The 13069-nt window shown below is 73.1% G+C and carries 13 protein-coding genes; 9 read left to right on the plus strand and 4 right to left on the minus strand.

Annotation, left to right across the window (positions count from 1 at the left end):
• Positions 1 to 80: 80 nt before the first annotated feature.
• The 3 genes from ACZ47G_RS15370 to ACZ47G_RS15380 all read left to right on the plus strand — a co-directional run bounded on the left by ACZ47G_RS15370 (position 81) and on the right by ACZ47G_RS15380 (position 3108).
• Positions 81 to 1598, plus strand: a complete 1518-nt coding sequence (locus ACZ47G_RS15370; protein ID WP_465742745.1) for a sensor histidine kinase — start codon at positions 81 to 83, stop codon at positions 1596 to 1598.
• Entirely contained in the window at positions 1595 to 2269 is a 675-nt protein-coding gene (locus tag ACZ47G_RS15375) for a response regulator transcription factor (protein WP_380452347.1), read from the plus strand. Before ACZ47G_RS15370 ends, ACZ47G_RS15375 begins: the two co-directional genes overlap by 4 nt.
• Before the next feature lie 185 nt (positions 2270 to 2454).
• Positions 2455 to 3108 carry a hypothetical protein gene (locus ACZ47G_RS15380; protein ID WP_465742747.1) on the plus strand — a complete coding sequence of 218 codons (654 nt, stop codon included), beginning with the start codon at positions 2455 to 2457 and terminating at the stop codon, positions 3106 to 3108.
• Positions 3109 to 3275: 167 nt separating this feature from the next.
• Here the strand turns inward: ACZ47G_RS15380 and ACZ47G_RS15385 are convergent, their stop codons facing one another.
• Together ACZ47G_RS15385 and ACZ47G_RS15390 are read right to left on the minus strand one after the other, a co-directional pair.
• Positions 3276 to 4046, minus strand: a complete 771-nt coding sequence (locus ACZ47G_RS15385; RefSeq protein ID WP_465742749.1) for a DUF4097 family beta strand repeat-containing protein — start codon at positions 4044 to 4046, stop codon at positions 3276 to 3278.
• A 258-nt stretch (positions 4047 to 4304) separates the two neighbouring features.
• A complete protein-coding gene (locus ACZ47G_RS15390) occupies positions 4305 to 5120 on the minus strand; it encodes an SAM-dependent methyltransferase (RefSeq protein ID WP_465743158.1) in 816 nt (271 codons plus the stop codon).
• Positions 5121 to 5379: 259 nt separating this feature from the next.
• On the opposite strand from ACZ47G_RS15390, the gene ACZ47G_RS15395 reads away from it, so the two are divergent.
• The 6 genes from ACZ47G_RS15395 to ACZ47G_RS15420 all read left to right on the plus strand — a co-directional run bounded on the left by ACZ47G_RS15395 (position 5380) and on the right by ACZ47G_RS15420 (position 10930).
• Positions 5380 to 5727 carry a PRC-barrel domain-containing protein gene (locus tag ACZ47G_RS15395; RefSeq protein WP_465742751.1) on the plus strand — a complete coding sequence of 116 codons (348 nt, stop codon included), beginning with the start codon at positions 5380 to 5382 and terminating at the stop codon, positions 5725 to 5727.
• A 176-nt stretch (positions 5728 to 5903) separates the two neighbouring features.
• Positions 5904 to 6170: a metal-sensitive transcriptional regulator gene (locus tag ACZ47G_RS15400; RefSeq protein WP_380452355.1), complete on the plus strand. Its 267-nt coding sequence runs from the start codon at positions 5904 to 5906 to the stop codon at positions 6168 to 6170.
• A 299-nt stretch (positions 6171 to 6469) separates the two neighbouring features.
• Positions 6470 to 7906 carry an endonuclease/exonuclease/phosphatase family protein gene (locus ACZ47G_RS15405; RefSeq protein ID WP_465742753.1) on the plus strand — a complete coding sequence of 479 codons (1437 nt, stop codon included), beginning with the start codon at positions 6470 to 6472 and terminating at the stop codon, positions 7904 to 7906.
• A 14-nt stretch (positions 7907 to 7920) separates the two neighbouring features.
• On the plus strand, positions 7921 to 9912 hold the full coding sequence (locus tag ACZ47G_RS15410; protein WP_465742755.1) for a phosphocholine-specific phospholipase C: 1992 nt from the start codon (positions 7921 to 7923) through the stop codon (positions 9910 to 9912).
• A gap of 90 nt (positions 9913 to 10002) precedes the next feature.
• Positions 10003 to 10476 (plus strand): VOC family protein, encoded by a 474-nt coding sequence (locus tag ACZ47G_RS15415; protein WP_380452361.1) that lies wholly within the window; start codon positions 10003 to 10005, stop codon positions 10474 to 10476.
• Positions 10477 to 10480: 4 nt separating this feature from the next.
• The gene (locus ACZ47G_RS15420; protein WP_465742758.1) at positions 10481 to 10930 is read left to right on the plus strand and encodes an SRPBCC family protein; all 450 of its coding nucleotides are present in this window, start codon (positions 10481 to 10483) and stop codon (positions 10928 to 10930) included.
• A 17-nt stretch (positions 10931 to 10947) separates the two neighbouring features.
• Here the strand turns inward: ACZ47G_RS15420 and ACZ47G_RS15425 are convergent, their stop codons facing one another.
• Together ACZ47G_RS15425 and ACZ47G_RS15430 are read right to left on the minus strand one after the other, a co-directional pair.
• On the minus strand, positions 10948 to 12195 hold the full coding sequence (locus tag ACZ47G_RS15425) for an FUSC family protein (RefSeq protein WP_465742760.1): 1248 nt from the start codon (positions 12193 to 12195) through the stop codon (positions 10948 to 10950).
• A gap of 80 nt (positions 12196 to 12275) precedes the next feature.
• Complete coding sequence (locus ACZ47G_RS15430; protein ID WP_465742762.1) at positions 12276 to 13010, minus strand: polyprenol monophosphomannose synthase; 735 nt, start codon at positions 13008 to 13010, stop codon at positions 12276 to 12278.
• Between the last annotated feature and the right edge of the window lie 59 nt (positions 13011 to 13069).

The raw sequence follows: 13069 nt of genomic DNA on the forward strand, positions 1-13069 counted from the left end.
ACCGGGGGCGGCGGAGCGACACCGACTGGCAGAACCCGGCGAGGGCGCGGCCAGGGCACCCCGACCCGGAGAACAGGACGATGAGCGACACCTGGCAGCGCCTGCGCCGCGAGCACCCCCGGTTGCTCGACGTCGCCGGCGGCGCGGCCCTGATCGGGGTCACCGCCCTCGGCGCCATGATCGACCAGACCACGGGACGCTTCGCTCCGGTCGACCCGGCCACCGGCGTCCTCGCCCTGATCGCCGCCGTGGTCGTGTTCTTCCACCGCCGGCACCCCCGCGCCGTGGTCGTCGTCACCCTGCTCTGCACCATGCTGCTCACCTGGACCAGCCCCCGGCTCACCCCCATGCTGGCCACCCCGCTGCTGCTCGCCCTCTACTTCCTCGCGGTGCGCACCGACCGCTCCACCGCGCTGCGCGCCTCGATCGTCACCGCCGTCCTGCTCACCGGGATCGCGCTGGTCTTCGGCCCAGGCGGCCCGATCGGCGAGCGGATCGGCGTCCTGGCCTGGGCCCTGCTGCCCGGCGCCCTCGGCGACTCCATCCGCAACCGCCGCGCCCACCTGGCCGCGATCGAGGAACGCGCCGAACGCGCCGAGCGCACCCGCGAGGAGGAGGCCCGCCGCCGGGTCGCCGACGAGCGGATCAGGATCGCCCGCGACCTCCACGACGTGGTCGCCCACCACATCGCCCTGGCCAACGCCCAGGCCGGCATCGCCGTCCACCTCATGGACAACCACCCGGTGCAGGCCCGCGAGGTGCTCAGCCACATCACCGACGCCACCGGCTCCGCGCTCCAGGAGCTGCGGGCCACCGTCGGCCTGCTGCGCCGCGCGGAGGAGCCGGCCCCGCTGGAACCCGCCCCCGGACTGGACCGGCTGCCCGAGCTGATCAACACCTTCGAACGGGCCGGTCTGCCGGTCCGGCTCACCGTCGAGGGCGAGTCCCGCCCGCTGTCGCCAGGCGTCGACCTCACCGCCTTCCGGATCGTCCAGGAGTCGCTGACCAACGTCGCCAAGCACGCCCACGGCGCCGACGCCGAGGTCACCCTCTCCTACACCGGCAGCCGGGTCGCGATCAGCGTCGCCAACGGCCACCCGACCAGCCCCGGCCGCCCCCGCACCGCCCTGCTGCCCCCGCCCGCCGCGGGCGAGAGCGGCTTCGGGCTGATCGGCATGCGCGAACGGGCCGGCGCGGTCGGCGGCCGCCTCACCGCCGACCGGCGGCCCGACGGCGGCTTCCTGGTCACCGCCGAACTCCCGCTGCGCACCGGCGCCCGGGAGGACGTCGCGCCACGGGTGGAGGACACCGCCCGCCCCGGGGACGCCGCCCGGCCCGAGGACACCGCCCGCCCCCAGGGTGCCGCCCGCACCGAGGGCGGCCACGAGCCGGGCACCCCGGCCGGGCCCGTCGCCAGGGACCGGCGCGCCCACGCCTTCTGGCGCGACTGCACCGTCCGGCCTGTCCGGCCCGTCCGCCCCGCCGACTCCGCCACCTCTCGCGACGTCACCTCTCGCGACGCCACCTCTCCGGACGTCACCTCTCCCGACGCCACCCGACAAGATCGCGCCATCCGAAAGGACAAGGACCACGCATGACCATCCGCGTGCTGCTCGCCGACGACCAGGCCCTGCTGCGCGGCGCCTTCCGGATGCTGATCGACGCCGAGGAGGACATGGAGGTGGTCGGCGAGGCCGCCGACGGCCGGGAGGCGGTGGAGCTCGCCCGCGCCACCAAGCCCGACATCGTGCTGATGGACATCCGGATGCCCGGCGCCGACGGCCTCGGCGCCACCGCCGAGATCTGCGCGGACGAGGAACTGTCCGGCACCCGGGTGCTCATCCTCACCACCTTCGAGATCGACGAGTACGTCGCCCAGGCGCTGCGCGCGGGCGCCGGGGGCTTCCTCGGCAAGGGCGCCGACCCCAAGGAACTCCTCGCCGCCGTGCGCACCGTGGCGGCCGGCGACGCCCTGCTCTCACCGGCCGCCACCCGGGCCGTGATCGAGCAGTTCCTCGCCCAGCCCGGTCCGGCCGCCGCCGCGCCCGCCGAGCGGCTCGCCGTCCTCACCGCCCGTGAGCGCGAGGTGATGTCGATGGCCGCCACCGGGCTCACCAACGAGGAGATAGCCGAGCGGATGTTCGTCAGCCCGTTCACCGTCCGCACCCATGTGCACCGGGCGATGTCCAAGCTGGACGCCCGGGACCGGGCCCAACTGGTCGCGATCGCCTACCAGTCCGGCCTCGTCCCACCCGGTCGTCCCTCCTGACGGGCGGTCACCCCGCACCGAACGACCGAACCGAGCCATTCCGCACTGCAGGGGCTGACCCGACGGCGGACTGAAGGGGCGTCAAACCCCCGCCCCGGAAGTCGTTCATGATCCGGTCCTGGCCGAAAACCGACTCCGAACGGGTGTATCAGCGAGTAGTCTGCCGATGACTCAGAATGAGGAGGATGTTCGTGGAAACCAAGGACACGGCCGGCGAGGTGCGGATTCTCCAGCCGTTGCCCGAGCGCACCGGGGACGGATCGCAGGCGTTCGAGCTGCGGCTTTCACGTCTGCTCCGGGTGCTCGGGATCGAGGTCGCGTCGGGGGCGGACTATCCGAGCGCGGCCCGCTGGGAGGTCCACAAGGCGCTCGCCGGACGGTCCGAGCTGCCCGAGGAGTACTTCGAGCCGCTGCTGGAGGCGGCGGTCCACGACCCCAACCCGAGCTTCAACCGCCGCTTCGTCGAGCCCGCCCTGGTCGCCTTCGGGCAGCGCCGGGTCCGGCTGGCCCTGCTGGGCTACCTGCGGACCGGCACCAATCCGGAGCGGGCCGGTGCGGCCCGGGCCTGGTACTGGACGGCGCTCACGGTCGGCGGCGGCCGGAACGCGACGGCCGACGAGGGCGCGACCGTCCGCGACAGCTGGAACGAGGCCGCGCTGCGGGAGTTCGTCGGCAACGAGGACCTGGACGTCCGCCGCTGCATCCTGCCGGGCCTGCCGCTGGTGCCGCGCGCCTACCCGGCGGAGCTGCACGCCCTGGTGGAGGCGGCCGTCACCATCGCCCGGTCGCACCCCGACGAGTACATCCGCCATCGCGCCGAGATCCAGACCGGCCTCTGACCGCCGGGCCCGCCCGCTCCGGGTGCGCCCGTCAAGGTGCGTGCCCGGAGCGGCAGTTGCCGTCGGCCGCCGCGCGCCGATCTCCCGGCCGAGCGACCGAGCAGCCGGGCAACCGGTCCGCCGAGCAGCCGAGTGACCGCCCAGCCGGTCCGCCGAAGCGGGCCCGATCAGCCGGTCTTGACGGTGATGTCGCCGATGTCCGTCCCCAGGTCGAGCTTGAACTTGCCGTTGGGGTCGTTCTGGACGCCGATGTGCTTCTCGCCGATGTCCGTCCCGGCGCTGACGTGGTAGGAGCCGGTCGGCACGGTGACGTGGATCTCGCCGTTGGAGGTGGTGGCCTTGATGTCCTGGGCCTTGCCGGGGGTGAGGTTGATCTCGCCGTTGTCCGTCTTGGCCTGGATCTTGTCGCCCTTGAGTGAAGTGCCCTTGATCTCACCGTTGTTGGTGCGCACGTCGACCGAGCCGGAGGCCTGGTCGACCGAGATGTCACCGGAGTCGGTGTGCACCGACACCTCGCCGACCTGGGTGAGGTGGATCCCGCCGGCCGAGGTGCTGCCACTGATCGGCAGCCCGGCGGGCAGCTCGACGGTGTAGTCCACCGAGCAGTTGTGCCCGCAGCCGCCGAGCACCAGGACCCCGCCCTCGACCCGGGTGGTCGTGCCGGGCTTTCCACTGTGATAGGTGATCTTCCGGTGGACGGAGGCGCCCCCGGCGCCGGACTTGCCGTGGACGGTGACGTCCCCGGAGGAGTTGTCGAGTTTGACGGCGGTGACCTTGTCCGAGACGGTCGCGTCGTCGCTGACGGACGTTCCGACCGGGTCGCAGGCGCTGAGCACCCCGACGGCGAGTCCGGCGACCGCGACGGCCCCGGCGACGTGGCGGTGGGCGTTTCGGCGGTGGGCGTTTCGGCGGTAGTGGAGCATGGTGGTTCCCCCCATGTCATGCGCGTTCATGGCGTGCTGACCCCGTGTTGACCGCCCCGCTCCGGAGCCGTCCCGTCGACAGTAGCCGGGGGTGCGGGCCCGGGTCGGTGGTAAAAACCCCCCAATCCGAGGTCCCGCCAGCACTACCCCGGACCGCCGAAAAGCCCCGCCGAAAAGCCCTGCCGAAAGAGCCCGTCGTAAGAGCCCGTCGTAACTGCCCACGGCCGGGCCCGCCGCGAGCGCCCGCCACAGGGCGCCCCCACCACGCCGCCGTCAGGGCTTGCGCGCGACCGCCCCGTACATGCTCACCCGCTCCGCACCCGGCGCCGGCGCCTCCTCCGGGCGCCAGAGCGGGACGGTGACCACCCCGGGCCGGAGCAGCTCCAGCCCGTCGAAGAACGCCCGCACCTGCTCCCGGCTCCGGCCGACCAGCGGCGCGGTGGCCTTGTCGTAGACACCGGTGACCCGGTCGCGCACGGCGGCCGGGATGAAGTCGGCCGTGCCGTGCGAGAGCACCAGGTGGCTGCCGGAGGGCAGCGCGGCCAGCAGGGTGGCCACCGCCCGGTACGGCTCGTCCTCGTCGCGCAGGAAGTGCAGCACGGCCGCCAGTACCAGCCCGACCGGCCGGGAGAAGTCCAGCACCCCCTCGGCCCGGACGGCGTCCAGCACCGCCGACGGGTCCCGCAGGTCGGCCTGCAGCACGGTGGTCCGCCCGGGCCCCGCGCCGGCCATCAGGGCGCGGGCGTGGCTGAGCACGATCGGGTCGTTGTCGACGTAGACGACCCGGGCGGCCGGGTCGACGGCCCGGGCGATCTCGTGGGTGTTGCCGGCGGTGGGGATCCCGGTGCCGATGTCGAGGTACTGGTCGACGCCCAGCCCGGCGACGCAGCGCACCGCCCGGGTCAGGAAGCCCCGGTTGGCCCGGGCCGTGGCGCGGAACTCGGGGTTGGCGGCGAGCGCCTTCTCGGCGGCGGCGCGGTCGGCCGGGAAGTTGTCCTTGCCGCCCAGGTAGTAGTCGTACATCCGGGCCGGGTGGGGGACCTCGGGCCGCAGATCGGCCGCGATCTCCGGATGACCGGACTCCCACATGCTCTCGTACCCCACGGCTGCCGCCCCTCTGGCCGTCCCGCCCGGGGCCGCTCCCCGGGCGAGCTGTTCCCGAACGTTGGCGGACAGCCTAAAGCCCAGGTCAGCGCCCTGGTGGTGGTTCGCCGGCTCACCCCCGTATGTCCCTTTCGTCGCGCCCCGGCGCCCGTCCCGGCGCAGGATGGGAACTCCGGGGGTCGAAAGTGGGCGGGGGACCAGTGGCAGGGTGCGACACGGGAGGTCGGAGGCCATGGAGATCGCTATGGCAGACATCCGCGAGTGGCGGGGCCAGGACGTGGTCGACGACAAGGGCAAGCGGATCGGCACGCTGGAGTCGGTCTACGTCGAGACGTCCACCGACGAGCCCTTCTTCGCCACCGTCACGATCGGCGTGATCGCCAAGCGCCGCCTGGTCTTCGTCCCGCTGGAGGGGGCGGTGGCCGGCCCGGCGTACCTGCGGGTGGCGTACCCGCGGAGCAAGGTCAAGGACGCTCCGGCGATCGGCACCGACGACATCCTGCCGGCCACCGACGAGCCCGAGGTGTTCGCCTACTACGAGCTGCCGTACGCGACCGGCGCCGGGGGCGAGCGTCGGCTGGCCCGCCGCTGACCGACGGGCCCTCCGCCGACCGGCCGGCGCTCCGCTCGCTGGCCGGCCGGCCCGTTGCTGACCGGTCGGCCCATCACTGTTCGACGGGCCTTCCGCGACGATCTCCGCCAGCCGGGAATGAATACCCCGCGGGGTACACTTGTCCATCGACAGTCGATGTGAAAGGCGGCCCTGACATGCAGGTGGACGAGGAGTCGGTCGGCGCGGTCCTGAACCGGCTGCGCCGGGCCCAGGGCCAGTTGGCCGGGGTGATCGCGATGATCGAGGCGGGCCGGGACTGCAAGGACGTGGTCACTCAGCTCGCCGCCGTCTCGCGCGCCCTGGACCGGGCCGGATTCAAGATCGTCGCGAGCGGGATGCGCCAGTGCATGGCCGCCGCCGACGAGGACGCGGCACCGATGACCGAGGCCGAGCTGGAGAAGCTGTTCCTCGCCCTGGCCTGAGCGCTGCCACCCCATACCCCCCCGATATCCCCCGATACACCCCCCCGAGGGCCGCGACGGATCGTCCGTCGCGGCCCTCCGCGCCTGTCCGGCACCGGTTCCGTCATGGAGTTCCCGAACCGCCCGATGCTCCGTCACGCGCCGTTCACGTTCCGGTCGCTGGCCTTCGGGTGAATGAGCCCGCCCACAGTTGTACAGCCAACTGTGGGCGTTCTCCCTCCCAGCCTCCGTGACCAGCCGCGCGCGGCCCCGGCACCGTCCCCCGGCGGACCGGACCCGCGGCGGCGGACAGGACAACCGTGGCCGCAGGCAGCGCCCTGACCCTGACCTCCTCCAGCAGCCCCGCCGAAGGCGACCGGCTCACCTTCCACTGGACCACCGACGCCCCCGACGCCAAGAACTGGGTCGGCATCTACGACGGCAGCCGCCGGCCCGGTACCGGCTCCTCGCTGGTGTGGAAGTACACCCCCGGCAGCTCCGGCGACGTCCAGCTCGACACCTCCGCGCTGACCGGCGGCCCGTACACCGCCTACCTGCTCGCCAAGGACGGCTACGGCGTCCTCGCCCAGACCGCCCCGTTCAGCTTCCGGCCCAAGCCCGCGGTCGTTCCCCCGCACGCCGCCGTCGACTCCTTCACCGCCACCCCGGTGGCCCCCGGCGCCGCCGTGAAGATCAAGCTCGGCGGCCTCTGGTCCCGCCCGGCCGGCAACCCTGCCGGCTCGGCCGCCTACCGCAAGCTCGGCGGCGCGGCCTGGGCCTCGGTCGCCGCCGACGGCACGCTCACCGGTACGGCGCCCGCCACCCCCGGCCGCAACCCCGAGCTGGTGGTGGTCGGCGTCAAGGACAGCGCCGGGCCCACCGACACCGTCACCGTGCTCGTCCCCGTGGTGGCCCCGACCGCCGCGCCCCGGCTCAAGGCCGCCAGCTGGAACCTGCACCAGGCGGGCTCCGGCTACACCGACGCGCTGGAGAAGCAGCTGCGCGTCGTCCTCGCCCAGGGCCTGGACGTGCTCGCCCTGCAGGAGACGGCCGGTGAGCGGGCCCAGACCCTGGCCGACGCCCTCGGCTGGTACGCCCACCAGAGCCCGGGCAGCGTCGGCATCCTCAGCCGCTACCCGCTCACCGAGCCGACCCAGGCCACCGCCGAGCTGCCCGCCGTCGCGGCCACCGTCCAGCTGCCCGGCGGCCGCAGCGTCCGGTTCTGGGCCGCGCACCTCGACGAGGCGGGCTACGGCCCGTACGCCGTCCAGGACGGCGGCACCGCCGCCCAGGTGCTGGCCGCCGAGACCGCCTCACCGCGCGTCAAGCAGGCCAAGGCGCTGGCCGCCGCGGTGCGCGCGGACCTCGCCCGGCGCGTCCCGGTGGTGCTGGCCGGTGCGCTCTCCTCGCCCTCCCACCTGGACTGGACGGCCGCCACCGCCGCCGCCCACCAGGGCGTCGGCCCGCTCGCCTGGCCGGTCACCACGGAGCTGCAGGCCGCCGGACTGACCGACACCTTCCGCGAGGAGAACCGCGACCCGGCCAAGGCCCCGGGCGTCACCTGGTCGCCCACCCGCAAGCGGCGCGGCGACCGCCCCGAGCCGCAGGACCGGATCGACTCCGTCCAGTACGCCGGAGCGCTGAAGCTGGTCGAGGCGCACACCCTGGTCGCGGACTGGCCCCAGCCGGAGCCGAACACCGCCGCCAACGAGTGGCCCTCCGACACCGCCGCCGCCGTCGCCATCTTCCAGCTCTGAGAGGCCAGTCCGTGATGCCCGAGCTCTCCCGCCGCACCTTCGTCGGCGCCTCCGCGGCCGTCGGCGCCACCGCCCTGACCGGCCTGTCCGCCACCCGGGCGGACGCCGCCCCCGCCCCTGACGCCGCGACCGCCACCGCCCTCACCGGCACCATCAAGGACGTCAAGCACGTCGTCGTCCTGATGCAGGAGAACCGCAGCTTCGACCACTACTTCGGCACCCTGAACGGCGTGCGCGGCTTCGGCGACAAGCAGGCGCTCCGGTTCCCGGACGGCACCGACGTGTTCCGCCAGCCCGACGCCCGCCGCAGCGACGGCGGGGTGATGCTGCCGTACCGGATGGACACCTCGAAGTACAACGCGCAGAACGCCGGCGGCCTGGCCCACGACTGGGCGACCGGCCACCAGGCCATCAACAACGGTGCGATGAACAAGTGGATCGCCGCCAAGGGCGAGCGCACCATGGGCTACTTCACCCGGGACGACATCCCCTACCAGTACGCCCTGGCCGACGCGTTCACCCTCTGCGACGCCTACTTCACCTCGCTGGCCGGCCCCACCGACCCCAACCGGCTCTACCTGTGGACCGGTACCTCCGGCCCCGGCCGGGACGGCACCACCGGCCCCTGGATCGACAACACCCCGGTCACCGACAACCCGGTCGCCGACTGGACCACCTACGCCGAGCGCCTCCAGGCGGCCGGCGTCAGCTGGCGGGTCTACCACAACCCCAGCAAGGACGACCGCACCGGCGACTACGACGACAACGCGCTCTCCTACTTCAAGCAGTTCCACAACTTCCCGAAGGACGACCCGCGTTACCTCAACGCGATGACCAAGTTCGACCCCACCGACTTCGACCGCCACTGCAAGGACGGCACCCTGCCGACCATCTCGTGGCTGGTCGCGCCCTACCTGTTCTCCGAGCACCCGGAGGCCGGCCCCGCCTACGGCGCCCACTGGGTCAACCAGGCGCTGCAGTCGCTGATGTCCAACCCGGACGTCTGGCAGCACACCGTCTTCCTGGTCATGTACGACGAGAACGACGGCTACTTCGACCACATGGTCCCGCCCACCCCCGAGCCCGGCACCCCCGAGGAGTTCACCCAGGGGCGCGCCATCGGCCTCGGCAACCGCGTCCCGCTCTGGGTGGCGTCCCCCTGGTCGCGCGGCGGCTGGGTCAACTCCCAGGTCTTCGACCACACTTCGGTGCTGCGCCTGATGGAGCGGGTGACCGGCGTGGCCGAGCCCAACATCTCCGCCTGGCGCCGGGCCGTCTGCGGCGACCTCACCAGCTGCTTCGACTTCGCCGCCCCGGACACCTCGATCCCCCGACTGCCCGACACCAACGCCCTGATGGCCCGGGCCGACGCGGGCACCAAGCTGCCCGGCGTCGCCCTCCCGGCGACCGGCGCCCAGGCGATGCCGGTCCAGGAGCGCGGCGACCGCCCGCACCGCCCGCTGCCGTACCAGCCGTGGGCCGACGTCGAGGTGGACCGCCGGACCGGCAAGGTCACCTGCACCATGAGCAACGACGGCTCGGTGGCCTTCCCGTATACCGTCTACCCGAACATCCTGCTCCCGTTCGCGGGCACCCCGTACACCGTCGCCCCCGGCGCGAACGCGACCTACGTCTGGGACGCCGCCGCCACCGACGGCCGCTACGACTTCACCGTCCACGGCCCGGACGGCTTCGTGCGCCGCTTCGCCGGGACGGTCGTCCGGGACGGACAGGACGGCCAGAACGACATCGGCGTGCCGATCGTCACCGCCGACCTGCACGGCAGCCTCAAGCTCACCCTCCAGGTGGCCAACGACGGTCTGACGGACGTGGCCTTCACCGCCGAGCCCAACGACTTCGCGGGCAGCGCCCAGACCGTCTGGGTCAAGCCCGGCAAGCAGGTCAACCTCTCCTGGCCGCTGGACAAGCAGGGCCGCTACGACGTCGTGGTCACCGCCCACACCGGCCGGCGCTTCGTGCAGCGTTACGCGGGCTGGGTGCACTGACCCACTGACCCGACGGCCGGGGGCGCCGATCCGGTGACCCCCGGCCGTGGCTCGGCCGCCGCACGCGGGCCCGCCGTTACCGTCGGGCGCATGCAGAAGATCACCACCTTCCTCTGGTTCGACGACCAGGCCGAAGCGGCCGCCGCCTTCTACACCTCGCTGTTCCCCGACTCCCGGATCACCAGGGTCACCCACTACGGCGAGGGCGCCCCCGTCCAGGCCGGCTCGGTGATGACCGTCGAGTTCGAACTCGCCGGCCGGCCCTACACGGCGCTCAACGGCGGCCCCGAGTTCCACTTCACCGAGGCGATCTCGCTCCAGGTCGAGTGCGACGACCAGCGGGAGGTCGACGAACTCTGGGCCAAGCTCACCGCCGACGGCGGACAGGAGGGCCCGTGCGGCTGGCTCAAGGACCGCTACGGCCTGTCCTGGCAGATCACCCCGCGCGTCCTGCTCGACCTGGTCGGCGACGAGGACCGGGCCAAGGCCGACCGCGTGATGGCGGTCATGCTGCGGATGGGCAAGATCGAGATCCAGCCGCTGCTCGACGCGGCCAGGGGCTGAGCCGGTGACCGCCTTCAGCCACCGCGGCATCGTCTACCTGCGCGCCACCCCGGAGCGGGTCTGGCACGCGCTCACCAACGCCGACGAGTCCGGCCTCTACTGGGGCCACCGCAACGTCTCCACCTGGCTGCCCGGCGCGCCCTGGGAGCACCAGCGCGCCGACGACTCCGGGATCGCCGACGTGATCGGCACCGTCGAGGTGTCCGACCGCCCGCACCGGCTGGTCACCACCTGGGCGGGGCCGGAGGGGCGGCGCCCCGGCGGGCCCTCGAGGGTCACCTTCGACCTCCGGCACTGGCAGGACCTGACCCGGCTCACCGTCACCCACGAGAACCTCGCCGACGAGACCGAGCGGGCGGACGCCGAACGGGGCTGGTCGGCTGTGCTGTCCAACCTCAAGACCTACCTGGAGACCGGCCACCCGCTGCCGCAGCAGCCCTGGCTGATGCCCTGACCTCCTGACGGCGAGGCTCAGCGCCCGGCCCCCGCCGCCGGGCGCTCCCGTTCGTCCCGCTGCCGCTCCCGCACCGCGCGGCGCAGCCGGGCCAGCGGGGAGAACCGCTCCCGGCTCGCCAGCGAGGCCCGGTCCAGCTCCTCCATCAGTCGCCGGCTGCGGTGCTCGAGGTCCAGCTCGTCCAGGATCCGGTCGACCTCGGCCAGCATCGAGCCGTGCAGCTGCCAGGCCTCCGGATGCTCCTGGACCTTGCGCAGCAGCACCTCGGCGACGTTCTCCCGGCAGGTCCAGGCCGCCGCCAGCTCGGCGGTCAGCCGCTCCTCGGCCTCCTCGGCGTTGCGGCTCACCTGGGTGGTGACCAGCACGGCGAAGCTGACCATCGCCCCGCCGACGTGCGCCAGCAGCTCCTCCAGCACGACCGCGACCTCCGGCGGGAACAGCCGCTCCTCGGGCCCGCGCCGCTTGGCCAGGTCGGTCAGCGAGCGGGCCAGCACCCGGATCACCACCACGCAGATCTCCAGGGTGTCCAACCCGGTGCGCAGCACCAGCCGGGAGAGCAGCCCCTCGCTGATCCGGGGGTTGAACCGCAGGCTGTCCTCGGCCTGGCGCAGCGCCGCGTCCACGTCCGCGATCGCCTGGTCCAGCCGGCGGGCCTCGTGCAGCCGCTCGGCGGCCCGCGCGACCGGGGTCGGCCGGCCCAGCTGCTCGGAGATGTCGAGCAGCAGCTGACGGGCCCGCCGGGCGAGGTCCTCGATCGACTCCCCGGCGGTGTCCACCCAGACCGGTGGGGCGAACAGCAGGTTGAACAGCAGGCCGACGGCCGCGCCGATCAGGGTCTCCAGCACCCGGTCCCAGGCCTGGGAGGTCAGTTTGGAGACGCCCAGGATCAGCATCGCGCTGATCGCGACCTCCTGGACGAACTCCTCGACCCGGACGAACCGCCCGATCACCAGCGAGGCCAGGATGATCAGCCCCAGGCTCCACCAGGAGAGCCCGACCACGGCGCTGAAGCCGATCGCGATCAGCACCCCGACCACCACCGAGACGACCCGGCGGACGCTGGTCTTGAGCGTCGAGTAGACGGTGACCTGCACCACCAGCAGCGCGGTGAGCGGCGCGGTCAGCGGTGCGGGCTCGCTGCTGAGCCGGGTGGCCACCGCGTACGACAGGGTGGCGGCCACGGTGGCGCGCAGCGTCTGGACGGCGAACGGGTCTCGGGCGGCGCGGCGGACCAGCGTCGGCAGGGACTCCGGGAGAAGGGCCATGACGCCCTTCTTTCCCCGCGACAGCGGCTCACACAGCCCGTTGCCGCAGGGACTACTCGTCCAGACCCGCTCTTGCGTGGCTACTCGCGGTTGAAGCGCAGCTTCCAGGGGGCGAGGGCGGACTCCATCTGCACCCCGATGCTCATCTTGGAGGCGCCCTCGATCCGCTCCTCGAAGCGGATCGGCACCTCGCGGATGGTCAGCCCGCGCTGGACCACCCGGTAGTTCATCTCGACCTGGAACGAGTAGCCGTTGCTCTGCACGGTCGGCAGGTCGATGGCCCGCAGGGCGCTCGCCCGCCAGGCCTTGAAGCCCGCGGTGGCGTCCCGGACGCCCAGGCCGAGAATGGCGTTGACGTAGAAGTTGGCCCAGGTGGAGAGCGCCTTGCGGTGCCACGGCCACTCCTCGGCGGTCGACCCGCCGGGCACGTAGCGGGAGCCGAGCACCACGGCGGTGTCCTGCTCGGCCAGCAGGGTGGCGACCATCGCGGGTATCGCCGAGGCCGGGTGCGAGAGGTCGGCGTCCATCTGGATCACCACGTCGGCGCCCTCGTCCAGGGCCCGGGCCATGCCGGCCAGGTAGGCGCGGCCGAGGCCGTCCTTCTCGGTGCGGTGCAGCACACCGACGGTGCCCCCGGAGTCGGCGGCGAGCTTGTCGGCGATCTCGCCGGTGCCGTCGGGGGAGTTGTCGTCGACCACCAGCAGGTGCAGCTCGGGCACCGCGAGGTCCGCGAGGAGCCCGGCGAGGACCGGAAGGTTCTCCCGCTCGTTGTACGTGGGGACGACGACAACGACCTTCGGGGAGGCCTCGACCATGTTCTGTTTCCCTCGTGCCCTCGCCGGCCGGCACCAGGGCCACACCGGTCGGTTGTCCT

The organism is Kitasatospora sp. NPDC030952, from assembly GCF_055571335.1.